The sequence below is a fragment of the Sphingobium sp. TomTYG72 genome, from assembly GCF_055394715.1.
In genome coordinates, this window is record NZ_AP027336.1 from 1281258 (window position 1) to 1303445 (window position 22188).

Genomic DNA, 22188 nt, shown 5'->3' on the forward strand with positions numbered 1-22188 from the left:
TGAGCCTGCCAGAGGGCATTACTTTTTCTTTCGTCCCCTAGAAAGGACAGGGCTTCTACAGGCTCAGCCCGAACGGAATGAAAGGTTGATCTTTAGAGGTCGATCAGCAGACGGGTCGGATCCTCGATCGCGTTCTTGACCGCGACGAGGAAGGTCACCGCTTCACGGCCATCGATCAGGCGATGGTCGTAGCTGAGCGCCAGATACATCATTGGACGGATGACGATCTGGCCGTCACGGACGACCGGACGGTCCTCGATACGATGCAGGCCCAAAACCGCTGACTGGGGCGGGTTGATAATGGGGCTCGACAGGAGCGAACCGAAGACGCCGCCATTGGAGATGGTGAAGGTTCCGCCCTTCATATCTTCCATGGTCAGCGTGCCTTCCTTGGCCTTCTTGCCAAAGCCGCCAATCGTCTTTTCGATGTCGGCGACGCTAAGGCTTTCAGCGTTGCGGATCACCGGCACGACCAGACCGTTCGGGGCCGACACGGCCACCGAAATATCGGCGAAGTCATTATAGACGATCTCGTCACCCTCGATCTGCGCGTTGACGCCTGGAATGTCGCGCAGCGCCATGCAGACGGCCTTGGTGAAGAAACCCATAAAGCCCAGGCGGACGCCATGCTTCTTTTCAAACAGGTCCTTATACTTCGCGCGCGCTTCGATGACATTTGTCATGTCGACGTCATTATAGGTGGTGAGCAGCGCCGCGTTATTCTGTGCTTCCTTCAGGCGTTTGGCGACCGTCTGGCGCAGGCGCGTCATCTTGACGCGCTCCTGACGACGGCTCGGGCCAGCAGCAGGCGCCTCGACAGCTGGCGCCGCGGCCGGTGCCGACGCCGTCGCCTTGGCCGTGCCCGCAGCCACGGCGGCCATCACATCATCCTTCGTCAGGCGGCCGTCCTTGCCGGTGCCCTTGATCTTGCTCGGGTCGAGTCCATGCTCCAGCACCAGGCGGCGAACGGCTGGCGACAGCGTCAGATTCCCACCCTCATCCTCATCGGCAGGCGCCGAAGTCGCAGGAGCAGGCGTCGCAGCCTCTGCCTTGGCAACCGGAGCGGAAGCCGGGGCAGCCACAGGCGCAGCGGCGGCAACGCCTTCGTTGATCATCGCCAACAGCGCGCCGACGTTCACCGTGTCGCCTTCCTTGGCGATGATGTCGCCCAAGGTTCCCGCGACCGGTGCGGGCACATCCACCGCCACCTTGTCGGTTTCCAGGCTGACGATCGGTTCATCGGCCTTCACCGCCTCGCCGGGCTTCTTCAGCCACTGACCAACGGTCGCTTCGGTAACGGATTCGCCCAGCGTGGGGACTTTGACTTCAGTTGCCATGAGCTGTGTCAGCCTTTCTTCTGGCGGCGGATTTCTTCACGAACGCTGTGACCCAGCGCATCGGCTACAAGGGCGCCCTGTTCGGCGACGTGGCGCTTGGCGAGGCCCGTGGCGGGCGAAGCGGCAGCCTTGCGGCCCGCATAACGCGCGCGCATCGGCGCCTTCCCTGCCTGCGCCAGCGCTTCCTCGACATAAGGTTCAACGAAGAACCAGGCGCCATTGTTGCGCGGCTCTTCCTGGCACCAGACCACCTCTTCAAGCTTCGTCATGCGCTTGATGCGCGTGGCCAATGCTTCCGTGGCAAAGGGATAGATCTGCTCGATGCGAAGGATCTGCACATCTTTATCACCTGCCGCGTCGCGCGCTTCCATAAGGTCATAGAAAACCTTGCCCGAGCACAGAACCAGCCGCTTCGTATCGGCATCCGCTGCGGCATGGGGATCGGACAGGATGCGTTTGAAATGCGTCTCACCCACAAAGTCTTCGGCCTTACTCACCGCCAGCTTGTGCCGCAGCAGCGACTTCGGCGCCATTATGATAAGCGGCTTACGGAAGGAGCGCAGCATCTGACGACGCAGGACATGGAAATAATTGGCCGGGGTCGTGATGTTCGCGACCTGGATATTCCCTTCCGCACAGAGCTGAAGGAAGCGTTCCAGACGCGCCGAGCTGTGTTCCGGCCCCTGCCCTTCATAACCATGCGGCAGCAGGCAGACGAGGCCGTTGGAGCGCAGCCACTTGGTTTCCGACGAGGCGATATATTGGTCGAACACGATCTGCGCGCCGTTGGCGAAGTCGCCGAACTGCGCTTCCCACAGCACGAGGCTCTTGGGGTCAGCCAGTGCAAAGCCATATTCAAAGCCAAGCACGCCATATTCGGAAAGCGGCGAATCCAGCACCTCGAAGCGGCCATGCGGCACGGTCGAAAGCGGGATATATTTATTCTCGCTGTCCTGATCGACCCAGACCGCGTGACGCTGGCTAAAGGTGCCGCGTCCCGAGTCCTGACCCGACAGACGAACACCATAACCTTCCGACAGCAGCGAGCCAAAAGCCAGCGCTTCGCCGGTCGCCCAGTCGAAGTTCACACCGTTCTTGAACATCTCCGCCTTGGCGTCGATCACGCGCTTCAGCGTCTTATGGACGTTGAGGCCTTCGGGAACGGTGGTCAGTGTCTTGCCCAGGCTATCGAACAGCTTTTGGCTGATCGCGCTTTCCACATTCTGGCGGGCGGTTTCAGCGTCGGCTGGCTTGTGCAGGCCCGACCAGCGACCGGCGAACCAGTCGGCCTTATTGGCCTTGTAGCTCTTGGCCGCCTCGAACTCTTCTTCCAGATGGTTGACGAAATCGCCCGTCACCTTGTTGACGAAATCATCGTCAACTACGCCTTCCGCCTTCAGCCGCGCCGAATAGACGTCGCTGACGGGGGGGTGCTGGCGGATCTTCGCGTACATCTGCGGCTGGGTGAAGCTCGGCTCGTCGCCCTCATTGTGGCCGAAGCGGCGATAGCACCACATATCGATCACAATGTCGCGATGGAAGGTCTGGCGATATTCGATCGCCAGCTTGCATGCGAAGGTCACCGCCTCCGGATCGTCGCCATTGACGTGCAGGATCGGCGCCTGAACGCCCTTCGCCACATCGCTCGGATAAGGGGAACCGCGCGAAAATTGCGGGCTCGTCGTGAAACCGATCTGGTTGTTGACGATGAAATGGATGCAGCCGCCGGTATTGTAACCGGAAACGCCGGAGAAGCCGAGGCATTCCCAGACGATCCCCTGACCCGCAAAGGCCGCATCGCCGTGGATCAGCACTGGCAGAACCTGCTCATGCTTTTCCAGATCATCGCGGAAGGTCTGCTGCGCGCGGACCTTGCCCAGAACCACCGGATCGACGGTTTCGAGGTGCGACGGGTTAGGCACTAACGACATGTGCACTTTGATGCCGTCAAATTCGCGGTCGGTGGAGGTGCCGAGGTGATATTTCACGTCGCCCGAACCGCCGACATCCTCGGGGTTGGCGGTGCCGCCCGAAAATTCGTGGAAGATGACGCGGAAGCCCTTGGCCATCACATTGGCGAGCACGTTCAAACGGCCGCGATGGGCCATGCCGTAAACGATCTCGCGCACGCCCAGCGCACCACCATGTTTGATGATGGCTTCAAGCGCGGGGATCATGGACTCGCCGCCGTCCAGGCCGAAACGCTTGGTGCCGACATATTTGCGGCCCAGGAATTTTTCGTACTGCTCGCCCTGGATCACCTTGGACAAGATCGCCTTCTTGCCCTCGGGCGTGAAGTGGATTTCCTTATTCTTGCCTTCCAGCCGGTCCTGTAGGAACCGACGCTCTTCCACGTCGGCTATGTGCATATATTCCAGGCCGACATTGCCGCAATAATTGGCACGCAGGATCGCGACGATCTCGCCTACCGTGGCATATTGCAGGCCCAGAGTACCGCCGAGATAGATCTTTTTATCAACGTCGTTAAGGCCGTGATATTCGGGCGTCAGGTCGGCAGGCAGATCCCGTTGAACGAGGCCCAACGGATCGAGATTGGCCGCCAGATGGCCGCGCACGCGATAGGTCCGGATCAACAGCTGCGCGCGGATCGCGTCATCTGCCGCGCTGACCGCATCCGCGTCCGAAACCGGCCTGCCCGCAGCCTTGGCGGCGGCCTTCACGGCCACCTGCATCTGCGTCGGGTCAAGCGCGCCGGTCAGGTCATCGGTGTCCGACAGCGGCCAATTGGGGCGTGCCCAGCTCGGCCCGCGCTCCGTTTCAAAGTCCTGGTTCTCGTAACCCATGCCTTAAGTCCCATGCCGACCGCGTGCAGTCGCGAAGCGGGGTATCAAAGACGGCCGGGGTGCAGCCCGGCCACCTTGCCTGCCTTTGCTTAGCCCTTCAGAACTTCGACAAGCGTCGAGCCCAGTTCAGACGGGCTGGCCGCAACCTTGATGCCAGCCGCTTCCATCGCCGCGATCTTGCTTTCCGCGTCGCCTTTGCCGCCCGACACGATCGCGCCGGCATGGCCCATGCGGCGGCCCGGAGGCGCCGTGCGGCCAGCGATGAAGCCAGCCATCGGTTTCTTGCGGCCGCGCTTGGCTTCGTCGATCAGGAACTGGGCAGCCTGCTCTTCCGCGTCGCCGCCGATTTCACCGATCATGATGATCGATTCGGTGGCGTCATCGGCCAGGAACAGTTCCAGCACGTCGATGAAGTTGGTGCCGTTGACCGGGTCGCCGCCGATGCCGACAGCCGTGGTCTGGCCCAGGCCCGCATTGGTGGTCTGGAACACGGCTTCGTAGGTCAGCGTGCCGGAACGCGATACGACGCCGACTGAACCCTTGGAGAAGATCGAACCGGGCATGATGCCGATCTTACATTCATTCGGGGTCAGGACGCCGGGGCAGTTCGGACCGATCAGACGCGACTTCGAACCCGACAGGGCACGCTTTACGCGAACCATGTCCAGCACCGGAATACCTTCCGTGATGCAGACGATCAGCGGGATTTCCGCATCGATCGCTTCCAGGATCGAATCGGCTGCGAATGGCGGCGGCACGTAGATGACCGAAGCGTCAGCGCCGGTCTTCGTCTTGGCTTCGGCAACCGTGTCGAACATGGGCAGGCCGATGTGGGTCGTACCGCCCTTGCCCGGCGTGACGCCGCCGACCATTTGCGTGCCATAGGCCAGCGCCTGTTCGGTGTGGAAGGTGCCGGTGGCGCCGGTCATACCCTGCGTGATGACCTTGGTGTTCTTGTTCACCAGAATGGACATGTCAGTCCCTTTGCATTCTGTGGACGTGGCACTTCAGATGAAGGCAGCATGTCCCAGGCTGCTCACTCACCTGGGACGCACTGGTGCAGCTCTTGGCTCAGGCGAGCGAGGGATCGATACCCTTGCAGGCTTCCAGCAGTTCCTTGACGGCATCGACCGACACCTGGAGGTTCGCCTTGGCTTCGTCGTTGAGCTCGATCTCGACAACCTGTTCAACGCCGTCCTTGCCGATGATCACGGGCACGCCGACATAGAGATTGTCGACGCCATATTGGCCGGTCAGATTGGCAGCGCAGGGCAGCAGACGCTTCTTGTCGCCCAGATAGGCTTCGGCCATTGCGATCGCGCTGGTGGCCGGGGCATAGAAGGCCGAGCCAGTCTTGAGCAGCGCGACGATCTCGCCACCGCCCGAACGGGTGCGCTGTACGATGGCGTCAATGCGCTCCTTGGTGGAACGGCCCTGCTTGATGAGGTCGGGGACGGGAATGCCTGCGACGGTCGAATATTCGATCACCGGGACCATCGTGTCGCCATGGCCACCGAGCACGAAGCTGGTGACATCCTTGGCCGAAACGTTGAACTCTTCCGCGAGGAAATGGTTGAAGCGCGACGAGTCGAGGACGCCCGCCATGCCGACGACTTTATTATGCGGCAGGCCGGAAAATTCGCGCAGCGCCCACACCATCGCGTCGAGCGGGTTGGTGATGCAGATGACGAAAGCGTTGGGGGCGTTGGCGGCGATGCCTTCGCCCACGGCCTTCATGACCTTCAGGTTGATGCCCAGCAGGTCGTCGCGGCTCATGCCCGGCTTGCGGGCGACACCGGCGGTCACGATGATGACGTCGGCGTCCTTAATGTCGGCATAATCGTTGGAACCGGTGATCTTGGCATCGAAGCCTTCGACCGAAGCGCACTGCGACAGGTCAAGCGCCTTGCCCTGAGGAACGCCTTCGACCACGTCGAAAAGGACGATGTCGCCCAAGCCCTTGAGAGCGGCGAGATGCGCGAGCGTACCACCGATATTGCCAGCGCCGATCAGCGCGATCTTCTTACGGGCCATATGCAATCATCCTCCAAGCACGGAAATTGGGATTGCCCGCCCGCTTAAGCCGATCTCATTAATGATTCAACCAACTAAACGGGGTTTGGGAGATTTATCTTTGCAATTCATTCGCAGTTGCATTAATGGCCTTTTCGCCCCTGTTCGTTACGCGCTTCTACCCTGGCGCTGACTTGTCCCGCAGCGGCCACCTGCCGGGCGCTTCCTTTCACAAGGAGGCGTCCGGGCCATTTACAATGTGTTGAATGAGGGTGCCGCCGCGCCGAAACGCTATTTGGGGCCGTGCCCGAGGGCGAGATAGTCGTCCGACTGCATTTCCATCAGCCGCGACACCGTGCGTTCGAATTCGAACGCTCCGTCGCCGCGAGGATAAAGCTGTGCGGGTTCCGCATCGGCCGCTGCGAGCAGCTTGACCTTATATTCGTACAAGGCGTCGATCAGGGTGACGAAGCGGGCGGATTCGTTGCGGTTTTCCGGCCCCAGCACGGGGATGCCGACTAGGATGACCGTGTGAAAGCGCCGCGCAATCGCAAGATAGTCCGGCGCCCCTCGAGCCTCCGCACACAGGCGCTTGAAGGAAAAGACTGCCACGCCCTTAAGGCTCTTTGGCACATGCAAGGTGCGCCCACCCTGCACCTCTATGTCCTCCACAGGAACCTTCGCCCGATCCTCCACCGGATAGTCGGTAAGGCGGAAGAACGCCTCGGAAAGCGCCTTGGTCGCCGCTGGACCATTGGGCGAATGCCAAAGCTGCGCGTCTCCCAAACGATCCAGCCGGTAGTCGGTCGGTCCATCGAGGGTCAGGACGTCCAGACGATCCTTGATGAGGTCGATGAACGGCAGGAAAAGCTGACGATTAAGGCCATCCTTGTAAAGTTCATCCGGCGCGCGGTTGGAAGTCGTGACGACCGTCACCCGTTTGTCCAGCAGCCCGGTGAACAGACGTGACATGATGGCGGCGTCCGCCATATTATTCACGACCATCTCGTCAAAGCAGAGCAGCCGCGCTTCTTCGGCGAGCGAGTCCACAACCGGAGGGATGGGATCGCCCTTCTCCGCCTTGCGGACCTCGGCAAGCCGCGCATGCACGTCGAGCATGAATTCGTGGAAATGGGCGCGCTTCTTGCGCTTGACCTGAACGGTGTCGAAGAACAGGTCCATCAGCATCGACTTGCCCCGGCCGACACCGCCCCACATGTAGAGGCCGCGTGGTGGCTCAGGCGCCTTTCGCAGCAATTTCCACAAGGTCGACCCGCGAGGAGGAGCCGCTTCCAATTCCTGCTGAAGCGTGTTCAGCCGTGCTGCGGCGGCCTGCTGGTCCGGATCAGGGCGCAGTTCCCCGGCCGCGACGAGCACGCGATAACGCTCGATCACGCTGCTCATTTGGGGACTGGCACCTTGCGTACGGTAGCGGTGGAGGAAGCGACAAGCGCGTCGTCCTGATGAAGAGTCAGGCGCATGAAGAATAAGCGCCCGGTTTCCTGCAGCACCTCGACGTCGGCGCGCAGCGGCTGGCCCACTTTCCCGGAGCCGCAATATTGCATGGACAGATCGACAGTGACGGCAGCCGCCTGTTCGGGACGTCCCATGGCCGCCAGCGCCGCAAAATAGGCATGGTCGGCAAAGGCCGCGAGAAAGCCGCCATGCAGCGCGCCGTTGCGATTGGCGTGCGACTGGCGGGTTTCCAACACCACCGTGGCGCGGCGTTCACCATCACCTCGCGAATAGCTGGGGCCGACCGATGTGCTGAGGAATGTCTCCGGAACCGGATCGCTCCAGCGCAGCCAGTCAGCCCAAGGGCCTTCCAGCACCCGGCTTACAGGACCAGCCTCGTCGCTCACTGCATCAAAGCTGCCGTTCGACCATCATCTTCTTGGTCTCCGCGATCGCCTTGGCAGGGCTGAGACCCTTGGGGCAGACATTCGCGCAGTTCATGATGGTGTGGCAGCGATAGAGACGGAAGGGATCTTCCAGCTCATCGAGACGCTCGCCAGTATATTCGTCACGGCTGTCGGCCAGCCAGCGATAGGCCTGAAGCAGGATCGCCGGGCCGAGGAACTTGTCGGAGTTCCACCAGTAGCTCGGGCAGCTGGTCGAGCAGCAGGCGCACAGGATGCACTCATACAGGCCGTCCAGCTTTTCACGGTCGGCGGGCGACTGGAGCCGCTCCTTGCCGCTGGGCGCGGGGCTGACGGTTTGCAGCCACGGCTTGATCGAATTGTACTGCGCATAGAAATGGGTGAAATCGGGAACGAGGTCCTTGATCACGTCCATGTGCGGCAACGGCGTGACGCGCACTTCCTTGCCCGCGCACTCCTCGATCGAGGTGGTGCAGGCAAGGCCATTCTTGCCGTTCATGTTCATCGAACAGGAACCGCAAATGCCTTCGCGGCAGGAGCGACGGAAGGTCAGCGTCGGATCATATTCATTCTTGATCTTCAGCAGCGCGTCGAGGACCATCGGACCGCAATTGTCGAGGTCAATCTCGAACGTGTCATAGCGCGGATTCTGACCCGAGTCGGGATCGTAGCGATAGACCTTGAAGCTCTTGACGTTGCTCGCACCGTCAGGCGCCTTGTGGGTCACGCCCTTACCGGAAATCTTGCTGTTCTTGGGCAGGGTGAATTCGGCCATGGTTTAAGATGTCCTCCGTCCGCGCCAATAATTATATGGGGGCGCGCGCATGAGGCCCTTAGCGCCTCGTTCCACCATTTGCTACCCATCAAAGCAGCAAAAGCATGAAGCGATTTTGACGCTTAGGCGCGGTCGCTCAATATCTGTTCGATCAGCACCACATCCTCAACCTTGTCCGCGTCGATGCAGGCTTCCGCTTTGCGCATGGGCACCAGTCGGGCGACGAGGCCAAAGCGGCGGCCGATGCGCGCTACGCCGCCGCGCAGTGTCGAGAGGCGCAAAACGGCGCCGAGCAAGGCGATCGGACCGAATGCGGCCAGTATCTTCCAACCCTTTTTGCGGTCCTGCTCCACCTCTTGCCAGAGCGAGATGACAGCGCGCGCTTTCGCACTGCCGAACCAGAAGAGGTTGGCGCCGGACCACCAGCCGTCCCTGAATTTTAGCCAGGTCCGCCGCGACGAGGGGTAGCGGGCAAGCAAGGTCGATCGTTCGACCATCGCCACCGCAATGTCGGCCCCTTCTGCCTCGGCAACAAATTGGTCGAGCATGGCGGCGTCGAGCAGAACATGATCCGCCGTGGTGACAAGCAACGGAACAGGGAGGTCTGGCCGTTCCAGGAGGCCCAGCAATGTGGACGCTATTCCGCTGCCGCTCTGTTCGAAGCGGACGCGCGGGTCTTCGCCGAGCCAGGCTGTGGTGGGGTCGGCGCGATATAGCTCCGGCGTCTGGGTGAGAATGACGACTTGCCCGACCGACGGGTGCGCGAGCAGCGCCCGCGCGGGGTAATTGATCATGGGCTCTCCCGCCACCGGAGCGAGAGGCTTTACCGCGACCCCGGCTGCCTGCGCCAGAGGATCGGAACCGGGGCGCGATCCGGCGAGCAGCAGGGCGGTGATCTGGGTCATGGAGGCGGGTTAGCGAAGCGGCCCAATTACGGGAAGCGGCTAAATGCTCTACAGGGTGGGTGCAGCAGCCTGCGGCTTGTTCTGCGCGATGGTCACCGGCACGCCGACGCGCAGGCTCTTCAACTGCCTCAGCCGGTTCCGGAAAGCCGCCAGTTCTCCCCCGGCAAGTTGAGCCGTCGTGGTGAATTTGACCGAAAGCGGGTTCACCGTTCGGCCGCTGCGGTACAGTTCGTAATGGAGATGCGGGCCAGTCGAAAGGCCGCTTGAACCAACATAGCCGATCACCTGCCCCTGACGGACGCGCTGTCCATAGCGCGCGGCGATGCGGCTCATATGGGCGTATCCGGTGGCAAGGCCGTTGCCATGTTCCAGCCGGACATAATTGCCATGGCCACCGTGCCGTCCTGAATAGGACACCACGCCATCGGTCGCCGCATAGATGGGCGAGCCATAGGCGGCGGCAAAGTCGATGCCTGCATGCATGCGCGTATAGCCGAGGATCGGATGGCGGCGCATGCCAAAGCCAGAGGACATACGGCCCTGCACCGGCGCGGACAGCACGCCGCGCCGTTCCCCGACTCCGGATGCCTCGAACCATTGGCTGCGGCCATCGCTCGTCCATTTGAGCATGTCGATACCCCGGCCGCTGGCGCGGTGCAGGCCAGCGAACAGCAGGTCGCCTACCTCGACATCCCCGGTTGCCGCCCGGCGATATTCGGTGATGATGTCGTAGCGGTCGCCGCTGTGGATCGATCCCAGGTCGACTTGCTGCGCAATGACACGCAGGAAGCTCTGAATCGCCTTGGGCGGCGCGCCAGCCGCGCGCGCGGATTGATAGATGCTGTCGCCAATCACGCCCTGAATGCGCAGCGGCGTGTCATCGACATGGATGGCCGTACGCTTCACTTGCAGCAGCCCGCCCACCCGATTGATCTCCAGCGCGAGGTCGAGCCTTGCGCGGAAGGCGAGATGGTCCAGCGGCCGGGGCATGTCGCGGCTGGCGCGGCGGCCAAGCACGATGTCGAGCGGCGTGCCCGGCTTCAGGCCCTTGGCTATATCGCCGCTGGCGAGCGCCATGACCTGAGCAGCGTCCGCATTGCTGACCCCCGCCCGCGCCAAGGCCCGGCTAAGCGAATCACTTCCACCTATCTGCGCGCGCAATTCGATCTGCGGACGTTCGGGCGTTTCGCGCAGAGGCTGGACGGCGTCGGTCGGCCCCATGCGCCGCCCGCTGTCCGCGCCCATGGCGAGCGGCGTGATCATCTGGCTGCGCACTTCCTCGAACTGCGGTTGAGCAAGCAGCGGTTCCGGCTCGCCGGGCAGAGGCTGAAAACCGGGGGAGAGGTAGAGCGCCGATGCGCAAAGCCCAAAACAGGTAGCAAGCCCGCGAAACCATGTACGGCTGCCCACTCGCTGGCCAAGATCGGGGACCAGTTCGACCTCATCGGCCCAATCGCGCAGGCGGGTGCGCCAGTCGCGCACGTCGGCGGTCGCGAACCCCTTGCCGATGGCGTCAGTCACCCAAAGAGAAGCGGATGCGCCCCCCTGCTGAGGACTGAACTGGCTACCGTGAAACACTTGAAAAAGCCCCCCACGGGCTGAAATTTCGCCCGACCCCCGCCGCGCGTTCATGGGCATTGTTGTGAATGCATAGGGTTAAAGTCAAATAAAGACGGATTTTTTAACCATATTGACGCGACGAAACGTGCCCTTCAGCCGTTGAACAACGCAAGCTGCATAGCTCAAAGGAGAATCGCGCCCCTCCCCTTGCTCTCGCTGCACTCATCCCCGACATAGAGAGGATCATGGCTCCATTCGCCCGATCGCCCGTCACAGCCGTGCTGGGTCCCACCAATACCGGCAAGACGCATTTGGCCGTCGAGCGCATGTGCGGTCATTCCAGCGGGATGATGGGCTTTCCGCTCCGATTGCTGGCGCGCGAAGTGTACGACCGGGTTGTCGCCATCAAAGGTCCGGGTCAGGTCGCACTGATCACAGGGGAAGAGAAGATCGTCCCTCCGGGTGCGCTCTATTATCTCTGCACGGCCGAATCGATGCCGATCGGCGTAGGCCGGGAGGCCGGAGCCAACGGCCTTGGCGACTTTGCCTTTGTCGCGCTGGACGAGGCGCAACTTGGCTCCGATCCAGAACGGGGGCACATCTTTACCGACCGACTGCTGCGGGCGCGTGGTCGGGAGGAAACCATGATCCTGGGGTCGGCCAGCATCGGCCGGGTGGTGAAAGCACTGGTGCCGGGAGTGGAGATCGTTAGCCGCCCGCGCTTTTCCACGCTGTCCTATGGCGGGGCGAAGAAGCTGTCGCGCCTACCGAAGCGATCGGCTGTCGTCGCCTTCTCCGCGGAGGAGGTCTATGCCGTGGCGGAGATGCTGCGGCGTTTTCGTGGCGGCGCTGCCGTCGTCATGGGGGCGCTGTCGCCCCGCACCCGCAATGCTCAGGTGCAGATGTTCCTGAATGGTGAGGTCGATTATCTGGTCGCTACCGATGCGATCGGCATGGGGCTCAACCTGGACGTGGCGCATGTCGCCTTCGCTTCGTTGCGCAAGTTCGACGGGCGGCGGACGCGGCGGCTGACCGTATCGGAAATGGCCCAGATCGCGGGTCGAGCCGGGCGGCATCATAAGGACGGGACCTTCGGCAGCCTTGGCCATGAAGATGGTGACGCTGCCTTCACGCCCGAAGAGATAGAGGCTATCGAAGCGCATCGCTTCCCGCCGGTCGAGCAACTCTTCTGGCGCGAAGGCCAGCCTCGCATGGACAGCATCGACCGGCTCATCATGGAACTGGAGACGCGGCCTGATCGTGACGAATTGCGTGCGGCACCCGAAGCGGTGGACCTGGCGGTGCTCCGGCGGCTGTCCGACGATCCGCTGGTCATCGACCGGGTTAAGGGGAAGAAGGCCGTCGAAAGGCTGTGGGCCGCATGTGGTCTGCCCGATTTCCAGAAGCTGGGCGCAGAACATCATGCGCGCACCGTTGGCCGTATCTGGCGGTTCCTGTCCGAAGGTCAGGGCCACATTCCGCGCGACTGGTTTGCTCAACAACTGGCGCGGCTCGATTCGGTGCAGGGCGACATCGATACGCTGTCGGGGCGGATCGCCGCCGCCCGCACCTGGTCCTATATCGCCCACCGCCCCGACTGGCTGGCGCATCCAGCCGAGATGGCAGAGCGGACGCGCGCGCTGGAGGAAAGGCTTTCCGACGCGCTACATAGCGCGCTGACACAGCGTTTTGTCGATCGCCGCACCGCTGTACTATTGCGCGACATGGGGCAGGATGCGAGCAATCTGCCGGTCGATGTGGAGCAGGACGGGACGGTCTGCGTCGATGGTGAGACGATCGGGCGACTTGACGGATTTCGTTTCTCGGTCGATCCGGCTACGCGGCATCAGGATAGAAAGATGCTGCTGGCGGCGGCGGAACGCCGTCTTGGAAGGATATTACGAGTGAAGGCTGACGAATTGCTGGGCGCGCCCGACACTGATTTCGTGCTGATGGACGAGCCGGGACAGGCGCCGGGTATCGGTTGGCAGGGCAATGCCGTGGCGGCTCTGCTCGTCGGCCCGTCGCTGCTGGCGCCGGAAATCCGGCTTGATCGCGGACTTCTGGCGCTTGGCCAGGACGTGCAGAAGCAGGTCAGTGCGCGTCTCGCCCTTTGGGTGGAAGCGCAAAAGGAAAAGCATCTTCTGCCCCTCGTGAAGATGGCGGCCAGCGCCGCCGATCCGGAAGTTCCTGCGGTGGTGCGGGCCGTGTTCGCCCAACTGGCCGATGCTGGCGGGGTCATGGCGAGGACCGATCTCGATTCGGCGCTCAACCATCTGGACAAGGATCAACGCCACCTGCTGCGTCGTGCGGGGATCGATATCGGGGTGCTCGACATCTATCATCCGGGCCTTCTGAAGCCCGGCGCGGCACGATGGCGCGCGGCGCTGCTGGCGGCACGTATCGCCAAACCATGCCTTCCCCTGCCCCTGCCCGGCCTGACGCTTATCCCGACGGGCGGAAAGGCAGAACAGATGGGTGCCCGCATCGCTGGCTTCCGCGGCTTCGACGATCAGATGCTGCGAATCGACATGGCGGAACGCATGGCCCGCGCCGCCCATGAAGCGATCGCCAAGGGCGAGGCCTTCACCGCCCAAAGCCCGCAGATCGTCTCGCTCGGCCTTAACGAACCTGCTTTCCTGCAATTGATGCGCCTGGCTGGGTTCCGCCCTGTCGAGCCAGCGACCGAGGGCGGGGCGAACTGGACCTTCCGTGGTCGGCAAAAAGCGCGGCCGGATCAGCAGCAAGCCCGTGGACCTAACCGGCGCAGCGCACCTGCGCGTGGCGCGCCTTCCCGCCCCGCGTCGACTGGAGCGGCGGCGCCAGTGGGCAACAATGCCTTTGCGGGCCTGGCGGAGCTTCTTGGCCGCAATGGCTGAAGCCGCGCCCCTCGGCAATCATGGACCGAGCCTGCGCATCGACAAATTCCTGTGGTTCGCCCGGCTCGCCAAAAGCAGGTCGGTGGCGCAGAAATTGGCCGAAGAGGGGCATATCCGCCTGAACGGTCGCCGCATCGAGCGCGCCCATTCACCTGTGCGCGCGGGCGATCTCATCACATTTCCTCACCCCAGCGGGGTACGCGTGGTCCGCGTCGTGGAGCTTCCGGGACGCAGGGGGCCAGCGCCAGAAGCTCAGACATGTTATGAGGAACTGAAGCTGGGCGATTAGGGAGACAAAAATATCCTCATTGACCTTCGCGCGCGCCGGGCATAGCAGGGCCGCCGCTGTCGAACCCCTATAGAGTGCTGATCCATGACCTATGTCGTGACCGACAACTGCATCCGCTGCAAATATATGGATTGCGTCGAGGTCTGCCCCGTCGATTGTTTCTACGAGGGCGAGAACATGCTGGTCATCAATCCCAACGAGTGCATCGATTGCGGCGTGTGCGAACCTGAATGCCCTGCCGAAGCCATTCTGCCCGATACGGAGAATGGTTTGGAGAAGTGGCTGGAACTCAACACCAAATTCTCGGCTGAATGGCCCAACATCACCGTCAAGGGCGAGGCGCCTGCCGACGCTGACGAGATGAAGGGCGTCGAGAACAAGCTGGAGAAGTTCTTCTCGCCCGAGCCCGGCTCTGGCAGCTGATCGGACGCGGCGGCGACGAGCAGGACGGCGTGTCCCGATCCTGAAAGTCCATCGTTGCCGATCATGATATTGATGCCAGATCGTCGCTGACGAACTACCCCTAGCGTTTCGGCATGAGGCCCACTCCCGGATTTTGCGTCTGGGGGTGGCAATTTTGTTACGAATCTGCTAAATAAGGGTCAAGAGGCGGAAACGGTCGCATTCCGTCCTGGAGTATTTGCTCATGTCCTGACGGTGGCGCCGTGGAATCCTCGGCTTGTGCTACTCTGCGCATCTGTGACGCGGCGATATCCGTCTCCGGTAGAATTAGAAAGGTTTCAAATGGCTGCCAAGGCGCTGTCCTTTGACGTTGGTGATTATGTTGTTTACCCCAAGCACGGTGTTGGCCGGGTGGTCGAGCTGCAAAAGGAGCAGATCGCGGGCATGGAATTGGAGCTTTACGTGCTCCGGTTCGAAAAGGAGCGCATGACGCTCCGCGTGCCGACCAACAAGGCCGAAGGCGTCGGCATGCGCAAGCTGTCGTCGAACAAGACCCTGGAAGAGGCCATCGAAACGCTGAAGGGCAAGCCGAAGGTCAAGCGCACCATGTGGTCGCGCCGCGCACAGGAATATGAAGCGAAGATCAATTCGGGCGACCTGGTGTCGATCGCCGAAGTGACGCGCGACCTGTTCCGCGCTGACGATCAGCCTGAGCAGAGCTATTCCGAACGGCAGATTTTCGAAGCCGCGTCCAGCCGTCTCGCTCGCGAATTGGCTGCGATGGAAGAAACGGATGAGCCGAGCGCTCTGAAGAAGATCTTGCGCATCCTGAATGAAGCCGCACCGAAATATGCCAAGGTGGAAGGCTGAACGAAATTCAACCGAGCCGACAACGGCAGGTGAATGAACTTAGAAAGGGCGCTCCGGTCTGGAGCGCCCTTTTTTATGCCTGCCAAGTCCGGGCCACGGCTTTTGCGAAAGCCGTTCCTGCTTATTCACCCTTCGCGCTGTCGGCTGCATCCTTTGCAGCGCTTCCAACATCGCTCGCGGCTTGGCCGACCTGCGTGGCAGCGCTCTCGACCGCGCTGTCCTTGCGCGTCTGGCTACTGATCAGGAAAAAGGCGGCAATCGCCACCACCACTACCAGCAGCAGCACCGCAATCGCCGTTACGCCGCCGCCGCGCCGTTCTACTATCGTAGTCGTCGTCGCTGGACGCTCCTGATAATCGGCCATGAATATCCTCCTCATCGTTACGCCACCCGCACGAATAATGCGCAATGGCGGAGGCGGTTCCTGGATCATGCTCAGTCGGCGCGACGACAGCCTATTTCTCGCGCAGAGGCCGCAGAAGGCGCAGAGAAAAATCTGCATTCACGCGGAGGCGCGGAGACGCGAAGATGACGTTAAAACAACGGCCTCACTCCAGCGCCAATCCCTCCTGATACGGTAAGCGCCCCCAGCACTGGCAGAAGGCACCGCAAAGCTGATGCCGATATCGACGCCTATCGCGGGACGAACGCGCCTTTTGCTCGATCCTTGACGACCTGATCCGCCCGAAACACCGATCCGCTCATGCTGATGTAGATACCAGGATCGGCAATCTGAGCCGTTGCGAACGCCATGCCGAGGTTGAAGCTGGCGTCGCTTTCACCAAAGCGCGCCGGGGCGAGAGCGCCGACCAGCACGATCGTCTTGCCGGTTACATCCTCAAGCGCCTTGGCTGTCTCCGTCATGGTATCCGTGCCATGGGTAATGACAATATGGCTTTCCGGCGCTGTAATCACCCGCTCGCGGATCAGCGTCCGGTCGGTGTCGTCCAGCTCCAGACTATCCTTGCGCGTCACCTCTTCTATTCGAAAGGGACGCTTCACCCCGCCAATCTGCAACAACTTGGCGACGACGCTTTCGCCGACCTTATAGTCCGATAAGGCATCGAAATAGATTTTGTCGATCGTCCCGCCCGTCGTGAGAACCAGGATCGGCGTATTCACAGCCAGCATGGCGAACTCCCCAACTTAGGCAGGTGCATTCAGTCTAAACGCGCCACCATCGCATCGGAACCGCGGATCAGCGCGCGCGGGCGATTTCCTCGCCCCGGTCGCGGGCGGCAGCCAAGGTGTCGGTGAGGAGTTTCAACAGCCGGTCGTCCGCGTCGAGGACGTTCAACCCTTCGCGCGTCATCCCGCCGGGGCTAGCCACGCGGTCGGCCAGTATCGCCGGACTTTCGCTTGCTTGGGCAGCAAGGCTCGCAGAACCTTGGACGGTGGCGAGCGCCATCCGTGCGGCCTGATCGGCTGAAAGTCCAATCGCTTCCCCCGCGCGCGCGAACGCATCGATGAAGCGGAACAAAAAGGCGGGTCCACAGCCCGACAGGGCGGTGAGCGCGTTGAACTGGCCTTCGTCTTCGATCCACTCGGCCGTACCTAATGGCGTAATGAGCGCATCCACTTGCCCACGGGCTGAGTGGGACACCTCGCCGTCGGCATACAGTCCAGTGACGCCCTGTCCCAAGGCGACAGGCAGGTTAGGCATCGCCCGGACGATGTCCTGGACCACGGGGAAACGCTTGCGCAGGTCCGCAACCGGCGTCCCGGCCAATATAGAGACAATGCGCGTGTCAGCCACGCAAAGCGGCGCAAGCGAGGCTGCTACATCGTCAAGCTGATAGGGCTTCATGCCCAACAGCACTGTCGCGTGCGCGGGCAGCGATGCCGGATAGTCTGTCACCACCCGCACCCCGTCCGCGACAGCACGGCCGCTCGGCCGCAACACGGTGACGCTCGCCGGATCAAGACCGCATGCCAACCATCGGGCGAGCATTTGCCCAGCCATGTTGCCGCAGCCGACCATGAACAGGTGCGCGGGCCAAGCTTGTGTCATGGACAATCCTCAGGCTTCGCCGCGCGTCTCGATCAGGCTGGCGGAAATCGCCTCCGTCGGGCTCTTGCCGCCCCATAGGACGAACTGGAACACAGGATAGAAGCGCTCGCATTCGTCGATCGCGGTTTCGACCAGTATCTGCGCCTGATCCAGCGTCAACACGCCCCCCGCGCCCAGCAGAGCGCCGTGCCGGAACAGCACGATGCCGCTCGACGACCAAAGCTCGAAATGGCCAAGCCAAAGCTGCTCGTTGATCAGGCCCAGCGTTTCGTAAATCGTCGCCCGCTTCTCTTCCGTGACGCGAATGTCGGGCAGGGCCAGCAATTGCAGCACCTGATCTTCGTCGCGCCAGATGCCGCGCAGCTCATATTGCGCCCAGCTACCCTGCGTGCTGGCGACGATCTCATCCTCGCCAACCTGATCGAAACTCCACCCATTCGCTTCGAAATAGGCGGCCAGCATATCGATCGGCGCGGCTTCCTGGCCGCCATTTTCAAATTCGTCGCTGTCCATCATTGGCTGGCCATAGAGCATTTCCCGGCGGCAAGGAAACCACCGACTGAGGGAAACGCATCAAAATAGGCGATCGTTGCAGAAAACCAACGGACAGGCGGCGAAGCCTGCTTATTCCGCGTCGCCTGCCTTGGGCTTTGGCGAGCGGACGGTCTTTGTCACTGGTTCAGCCGACCGGCCTTCCAGCGCGTCGATCCGGGCCTTCAGCAATTCAACCTCTTCACGGGCCGCCGCCGCCAGCGCCTTTAGGGCATCGAATTCGTCGCGGCTGACGAAATCCATGCCGCCGATCCACTGCTTGGCCTTTTCCCGGGCGTTGGTTTCAAATTCCCGGCTCATGCCAGCGACTGTTCCCGCAGCGCCGTTCACCAGCTTGGCAAGGTCGTCGAAAAAGCGGTTTTCGCTCTGCATGGTCTGAATGTCCTAGTTTGCTGGCGCGAATGTGCGCCGATGATGTCATATCTGGGTCTTGAGCGCGGGCGCGACAAGGGTCTCAGCATCCGGATTGAGGCGCCCGATCTCATAATTCAGCGCCGATGCAAAGCCCAGCCATGCCAGATAAGGCAGCAGCAGCAGTCCAGCGACCCGCCTGATACGCCAGAACAGCCATGCCGTCACCGCTACGGCGACGAAAAGGACGATGATCAGCGCAAGCGCATTATCAACCTGATGCGCGCGGAAGAAAAGCGGCGACCAGACGAGGTTTAGCGCCAGCTGGATCAGGAACAGGATGATGGCCACGCCCCTGCCCCGTGCTCCCCGCGCATGAATGACGATGGCAAGGGCAAGCCCCATCAGGATGTAAAGGATCGTCCACGCAACGCCAAAAGCCCAGCCGGGCGGCATGAAGTCGGGCTTCACCAGCGCGTCAAACCAGCGGTTGCCATAACCACTATTGGCCAGCTTGCCCGACAGGAAGCCCAGGAACACGATCGCCGGAACGGTGACCAGCGCCCAGCGCAAATAGGCCAAACGCAACTGACCGGGGGACGCGATTTCGTTCATCGTCGGCGCAGCTCCACTAATCCTCACTCGGCGGCTTCGGGCGAATCCTTCCGGGCCTTGTCAAGCCGCCAGTGAATGGTTTGCGGTGAAACACTTCATCCCGCAACCGCGAATAGAGGCTGAAGACCGGCATCTGTCACAAAATCAAACGCCTACCTGACTATAAGCAAGCCCGCGTCTAGCCGTCCAACCTCGCGCCGATCAGAAACTCGACATTGCCTTGGGGGCCGGTGATGGGGCTTGGCGTCACGCCCAGCACCGTCCAGCCCTTCGCCGTCAGCCATTGACTGACTTCCTCGCAAACGCGGGCATGGATTGCTGGATCGCGCACGACGCCGCCCTTTCCGACCTCTTCCCGACCCGCCTCGAACTGCGGCTTGATGAGCGCAATGAGATGCGCCCCCGGTCGGGCAAAGCTGAGCGGCCGGTCCAGCACCTTCGCCAACGATATGAAGCTCGCGTCGCACACGATGATATCGACCGGCTCCGGGATATGGTCGGCGGTCAATATGCGCGCGCTCGTCTGTTCATGCACGACCACGCGCGGGTCGGATCGCAGCTTCCAGGCAAGCTGGTTCGTCCCGCTGTCCACCGCATAAACCCGCGCCGCGCCGTTGGTCAGCAGCACATCGGTAAAGCCGCCGGTCGAGCTCCCGACGTCGATCGCGATCATGCCAGTCACATCCAGCGCGAAATGATCAATGCCGTGGGCCAGCTTTATGCCTCCACGCGACACCCAGGGATGATCGCGGCCCTTGACCTCCAGCGCGGCATCCTCCGCAACCTGCTGCCCCGCCTTTTCGATCTTCCTGTCGCCCAGGAAGACAAGGCCCGCGAGGATGAGCGCCTGCGCCCGCGCCCTGCTCTCGGCCAGCCCGCGATCGACGAGCAACTGATCCGCGCGCAGCTTCGCCATCAGCGCACCAGCCCTGTCAGCGTGGACACCGTCAGCAACTGCGGCAGCACCTCGGCGGATTTTCCCGGAGCATACCAAAGGTAGAGCGGCACGCCCGATCGTCCCTGCGCTTCCAGAAAACGTGTGATGGCCGGGTCCGCACTCGTCCAGTCACCGACCATCACCGTCACCCCCGCCTTGGCAAAGGCCTCCCGCGTTTCGGCCCGATCAATGGCCGCAGCCTCATTGGCCTTGCAAGTCAGGCACCAGTCGGCGGTGAAATAGAGGAATACCGGCTTTCCAGCCGCGCGCAGCCCGGCAAGCCGCGCTTCGTCGAAAGCCACAAGGCCGTCCTGCGCCTGCGCAACACCAGCCGTCCGTGCAGGCAGCAGCAGCCCTCCCGCGCCGAGCAGAAGCACAGCACCCAGCATGACGATCAGCCAGCCCCGCTTGCCACGATGCTGACGCTCCCCCAGCCACCACAGTAGCAGCGCCAACAGCAACGCCGCCCCCAGACCAATCGTCATCCCCGGCACGCCGCGCTGCTGCCCGAGCAGCCAGCCCAGCCCTAGCGCGGTCAGGAACATCGGGATCGACAATATCCTCTGGAAAGTCTCCATCCACGGCCCCGGCCGTGGCAAACGCCCGCGAAGCGCCGGTATATAGGCGAGCAACAGAAAGGGCAGCGCAAGGCCCAAGCCCAACCCGGCAAAGACCGCAAGCGCCGCCGCGACCGGCAGCACCAACGCCGCACCCATCGCCACGCCCATGAACGGCCCGGTGCAAGGCGTGGCGACGAAAGCGACCAGCGCGCCGGTCCAGAAGGAACCCGCAATGCCCTTCTTCCCCGCCAGCTTCTCCCCACCGCCAAAGGCGCTCAGTTCAAACAACCCCGCAAGGTTGAAGGCGACCGCCGTGACCAGCAGCAGAAGCAGCAAGATAACGCGCGGGTCCTGCAACTGAAACGCCCAGCCCACGGCCACGCCCGCTGCCCGGATCGCCAGCAGCAGCCCGCCCAGCGCCAGACAGGTGAGGATGACGCCCGCGCCATAGGCCAGCGCCTCCCGCCGCACCGTTGCCTCATCACCCCCAGCGCGCGCCAGCTTGAGCGCCTTCAGCCCCAGGATCGGAAACACGCACGGCATGATATTGAGCAGCAGCCCGCCCAATATCGCCCCGCCAAGCGCGATCAAAGCCGTGCGCAAAAGACCTGAACTCGCCCCCGCAACCACGCCGGGGCGAGCCGTCACCAGAAAGCCGACATGATCCCCGGTGCGCAGTACCGCCTGCACCGCATCTCCCTTGAACCCCTGCCCGGCCTCGGTTTCGATCAGCAGCCGGTCCCCCTGACGATGGACCGACTGAGGCGCGGCATAGCGAACCACGCCCTCTTCCAGCGGAAAGAGATGCACGTCAGACGCCGCAGCTTCCCCCGGAAAAGGGATCGACATCCGCAGCTTGCCGTCGGCGACGGCGTAACTCGCCTCGCTCCCGAGCGGACGCGGCAGATGCGCCCGCCAACCATCGAACCGGGCCTGCATCGCGGGCGCCACCGCGCCGTCGCCCGCGATCAGGTCCAGCGCGAGATCGGCACTCTCGAGCACGCAAATCTTGTCGGTGCAGGCAAGCCATTCCGCCTTCCCACGGATCGGCAGGCGCGTGCCCTTCGCCACCTCAGGCGCGATCTTCACAGGCGCGAGAAGCGCATAAGGCCCTTCATAAACATGGTTCATGAGGCCAGAAATGAGCAGCGTCTCGGGCACCGGATAGCGCAAAGCCCCGATGCTCACACCTTTGGGCAGCACCCATTTCACGGTCATGCCCAGACCCGCATCACCCGGATTCTGCCAATAGCCATGCCAGCCAGCCTCTGGCGTCATGGCGAAGGCGATGTTGCTGGTCCGGCCCGGGGCAGGCGCGTCGCTTTCGGCGACCAACTGCGCGGCGATATGCGGCGCACCCGATCCGAATGCGCCCTGGGCGCTGGCAACAGGCGCGATAAACAGCGCCAGCGTCATCAGGAGGACATGGAAAATCCGCATCGGGCCTC

21 protein-coding genes are annotated in these 22188 nt (G+C 62.4%); 4 read left to right on the forward strand and 17 right to left on the reverse strand.

Annotated features, from left to right (window positions below):
• Positions 1-92: 92 nt before the first annotated feature.
• The 9 genes from odhB to ACZ5U1_RS06550 form a co-directional block, all read right to left on the reverse strand.
• The gene (gene odhB / locus ACZ5U1_RS06510; protein WP_464779873.1) at positions 93-1337 is read right to left on the reverse strand and encodes a 2-oxoglutarate dehydrogenase complex dihydrolipoyllysine-residue succinyltransferase; all 1245 of its coding nucleotides are present in this window, start codon (positions 1335-1337) and stop codon (positions 93-95) included.
• An 8-nt stretch (positions 1338-1345) separates the two neighbouring features.
• Positions 1346-4141, reverse strand: a complete 2796-nt coding sequence (locus tag ACZ5U1_RS06515) for a 2-oxoglutarate dehydrogenase E1 component (RefSeq protein ID WP_464779874.1) — start codon at positions 4139-4141, stop codon at positions 1346-1348.
• 89 nt (positions 4142-4230) lie between these two features.
• Positions 4231-5115, reverse strand: a complete 885-nt coding sequence (gene sucD, locus ACZ5U1_RS06520) for a succinate--CoA ligase subunit alpha (RefSeq protein ID WP_449473339.1) — start codon at positions 5113-5115, stop codon at positions 4231-4233.
• Positions 5116-5212: 97 nt separating this feature from the next.
• Positions 5213-6175, reverse strand: a complete 963-nt coding sequence (mdh, locus tag ACZ5U1_RS06525) for a malate dehydrogenase (RefSeq protein WP_464779875.1) — start codon at positions 6173-6175, stop codon at positions 5213-5215.
• Positions 6176-6445: 270 nt separating this feature from the next.
• Complete coding sequence (gene zapE, locus ACZ5U1_RS06530) at positions 6446-7558, reverse strand: cell division protein ZapE (protein WP_464779876.1); 1113 nt, start codon at positions 7556-7558, stop codon at positions 6446-6448.
• Positions 7555-8016 (reverse strand): PaaI family thioesterase, encoded by a 462-nt coding sequence (locus tag ACZ5U1_RS06535; RefSeq protein WP_464779877.1) that lies wholly within the window; start codon positions 8014-8016, stop codon positions 7555-7557. The genes zapE and ACZ5U1_RS06535 overlap by 4 nt, the downstream gene beginning before the upstream one ends.
• 4 nt (positions 8017-8020) lie before the next feature.
• Positions 8021-8809 (reverse strand): succinate dehydrogenase iron-sulfur subunit, encoded by a 789-nt coding sequence (locus tag ACZ5U1_RS06540; RefSeq protein WP_449473346.1) that lies wholly within the window; start codon positions 8807-8809, stop codon positions 8021-8023.
• A 122-nt stretch (positions 8810-8931) separates the two neighbouring features.
• A complete protein-coding gene (locus tag ACZ5U1_RS06545; protein WP_464779878.1) occupies positions 8932-9714 on the reverse strand; it encodes a nucleotidyltransferase family protein in 783 nt (260 codons plus the stop codon).
• Positions 9715-9762: 48 nt separating this feature from the next.
• A complete protein-coding gene (locus ACZ5U1_RS06550) occupies positions 9763-11292 on the reverse strand; it encodes a peptidoglycan DD-metalloendopeptidase family protein (RefSeq protein WP_464779879.1) in 1530 nt (509 codons plus the stop codon).
• A 227-nt stretch (positions 11293-11519) separates the two neighbouring features.
• Between ACZ5U1_RS06550 and ACZ5U1_RS06555 the strand changes: the two genes are divergently transcribed.
• The 4 genes from ACZ5U1_RS06555 to ACZ5U1_RS06570 all read left to right on the forward strand — a co-directional run bounded on the left by ACZ5U1_RS06555 (position 11520) and on the right by ACZ5U1_RS06570 (position 15714).
• On the forward strand, positions 11520-14153 hold the full coding sequence (locus ACZ5U1_RS06555; RefSeq protein WP_464779880.1) for a helicase-related protein: 2634 nt from the start codon (positions 11520-11522) through the stop codon (positions 14151-14153).
• Entirely contained in the window at positions 14146-14442 is a 297-nt protein-coding gene (locus ACZ5U1_RS06560) for an RNA-binding S4 domain-containing protein (protein ID WP_196224093.1), read from the forward strand. Before ACZ5U1_RS06555 ends, ACZ5U1_RS06560 begins: the two co-directional genes overlap by 8 nt.
• Positions 14443-14526: 84 nt before the next feature.
• Entirely contained in the window at positions 14527-14865 is a 339-nt protein-coding gene (fdxA, locus tag ACZ5U1_RS06565; protein WP_464779881.1) for a ferredoxin FdxA, read from the forward strand.
• 321 nt (positions 14866-15186) lie between these two features.
• Positions 15187-15714 (forward strand): CarD family transcriptional regulator, encoded by a 528-nt coding sequence (locus ACZ5U1_RS06570; RefSeq protein ID WP_097091261.1) that lies wholly within the window; start codon positions 15187-15189, stop codon positions 15712-15714.
• A gap of 121 nt (positions 15715-15835) precedes the next feature.
• Here ACZ5U1_RS06570 and ACZ5U1_RS06575 read toward each other — a convergent pair whose 3' ends face one another.
• The 8 genes from ACZ5U1_RS06575 to ACZ5U1_RS06610 form a co-directional block, all read right to left on the reverse strand.
• Positions 15836-16078, reverse strand: a complete 243-nt coding sequence (locus ACZ5U1_RS06575) for a hypothetical protein (RefSeq protein WP_464779882.1) — start codon at positions 16076-16078, stop codon at positions 15836-15838.
• A 269-nt stretch (positions 16079-16347) separates the two neighbouring features.
• Entirely contained in the window at positions 16348-16845 is a 498-nt protein-coding gene (locus tag ACZ5U1_RS06580; protein ID WP_464779883.1) for an asparaginase domain-containing protein, read from the reverse strand.
• 67 nt (positions 16846-16912) lie between these two features.
• The gene (proC, locus tag ACZ5U1_RS06585) at positions 16913-17725 is read right to left on the reverse strand and encodes a pyrroline-5-carboxylate reductase (protein WP_464779884.1); all 813 of its coding nucleotides are present in this window, start codon (positions 17723-17725) and stop codon (positions 16913-16915) included.
• A gap of 9 nt (positions 17726-17734) precedes the next feature.
• Complete coding sequence (locus ACZ5U1_RS06590) at positions 17735-18241, reverse strand: type III secretion system chaperone family protein (RefSeq protein ID WP_196224098.1); 507 nt, start codon at positions 18239-18241, stop codon at positions 17735-17737.
• A 108-nt stretch (positions 18242-18349) separates the two neighbouring features.
• Positions 18350-18649, reverse strand: coding sequence for an accessory factor UbiK family protein (locus ACZ5U1_RS06595; RefSeq protein WP_464779885.1), 300 nt, complete (start codon positions 18647-18649; stop codon positions 18350-18352).
• 45 nt (positions 18650-18694) lie between these two features.
• Positions 18695-19243, reverse strand: a complete 549-nt coding sequence (locus tag ACZ5U1_RS06600) for a TspO/MBR family protein (protein WP_460988093.1) — start codon at positions 19241-19243, stop codon at positions 18695-18697.
• 178 nt (positions 19244-19421) lie between these two features.
• The gene (locus ACZ5U1_RS06605) at positions 19422-20159 is read right to left on the reverse strand and encodes a TlyA family RNA methyltransferase (RefSeq protein WP_464779886.1); all 738 of its coding nucleotides are present in this window, start codon (positions 20157-20159) and stop codon (positions 19422-19424) included.
• Complete coding sequence (locus ACZ5U1_RS06610; protein ID WP_464779887.1) at positions 20159-22180, reverse strand: protein-disulfide reductase DsbD family protein; 2022 nt, start codon at positions 22178-22180, stop codon at positions 20159-20161. The genes ACZ5U1_RS06605 and ACZ5U1_RS06610 overlap by 1 nt, the downstream gene beginning before the upstream one ends.
• Positions 22181-22188 lie beyond the last annotated feature (8 nt).

Bases quoted from the DNA above. Each gene is read 5' to 3' on its own strand.
- sucD (WP_449473339.1), bottom strand. From the start codon at position 5,115: ATGTCCATTCTGGTGAACAAGAACACCAAGGTCATCACGCAGGGTATG.
- ACZ5U1_RS06575 (WP_464779882.1), bottom strand. From the start codon at position 16,078: ATGGCCGATTATCAGGAGCGTCCAGCGACGACGACTACGATAGTAGAA.
- ACZ5U1_RS06545 (WP_464779878.1), bottom strand. From the start codon at position 9,714: ATGACCCAGATCACCGCCCTGCTGCTCGCCGGATCGCGCCCCGGTTCC.
- ACZ5U1_RS06515 (WP_464779874.1), bottom strand. From the start codon at position 4,141: ATGGGTTACGAGAACCAGGACTTTGAAACGGAGCGCGGGCCGAGCTGG.
- ACZ5U1_RS06590 (WP_196224098.1), bottom strand. From the start codon at position 18,241: ATGATGGACAGCGACGAATTTGAAAATGGCGGCCAGGAAGCCGCGCCG.
- fdxA (WP_464779881.1), top strand. From the start codon at position 14,527: ATGACCTATGTCGTGACCGACAACTGCATCCGCTGCAAATATATGGAT.
- ACZ5U1_RS06610 (WP_464779887.1), bottom strand. From the start codon at position 22,180: ATGCGGATTTTCCATGTCCTCCTGATGACGCTGGCGCTGTTTATCGCG.
- ACZ5U1_RS06560 (WP_196224093.1), top strand. From the start codon at position 14,146: ATGGCTGAAGCCGCGCCCCTCGGCAATCATGGACCGAGCCTGCGCATC.
- ACZ5U1_RS06605 (WP_464779886.1), bottom strand. From the start codon at position 20,159: ATGGCGAAGCTGCGCGCGGATCAGTTGCTCGTCGATCGCGGGCTGGCC.
- ACZ5U1_RS06600 (WP_460988093.1), bottom strand. From the start codon at position 19,243: ATGAACGAAATCGCGTCCCCCGGTCAGTTGCGTTTGGCCTATTTGCGC.
- zapE (WP_464779876.1), bottom strand. From the start codon at position 7,558: ATGAGCAGCGTGATCGAGCGTTATCGCGTGCTCGTCGCGGCCGGGGAA.
- mdh (WP_464779875.1), bottom strand. From the start codon at position 6,175: ATGGCCCGTAAGAAGATCGCGCTGATCGGCGCTGGCAATATCGGTGGT.
- ACZ5U1_RS06595 (WP_464779885.1), bottom strand. From the start codon at position 18,649: ATGCAGAGCGAAAACCGCTTTTTCGACGACCTTGCCAAGCTGGTGAAC.
- ACZ5U1_RS06580 (WP_464779883.1), bottom strand. From the start codon at position 16,845: ATGCTGGCTGTGAATACGCCGATCCTGGTTCTCACGACGGGCGGGACG.
- proC (WP_464779884.1), bottom strand. From the start codon at position 17,725: ATGACACAAGCTTGGCCCGCGCACCTGTTCATGGTCGGCTGCGGCAAC.
- ACZ5U1_RS06555 (WP_464779880.1), top strand. From the start codon at position 11,520: ATGGCTCCATTCGCCCGATCGCCCGTCACAGCCGTGCTGGGTCCCACC.
- ACZ5U1_RS06570 (WP_097091261.1), top strand. From the start codon at position 15,187: ATGGCTGCCAAGGCGCTGTCCTTTGACGTTGGTGATTATGTTGTTTAC.
- ACZ5U1_RS06540 (WP_449473346.1), bottom strand. From the start codon at position 8,809: ATGGCCGAATTCACCCTGCCCAAGAACAGCAAGATTTCCGGTAAGGGC.
- odhB (WP_464779873.1), bottom strand. From the start codon at position 1,337: ATGGCAACTGAAGTCAAAGTCCCCACGCTGGGCGAATCCGTTACCGAA.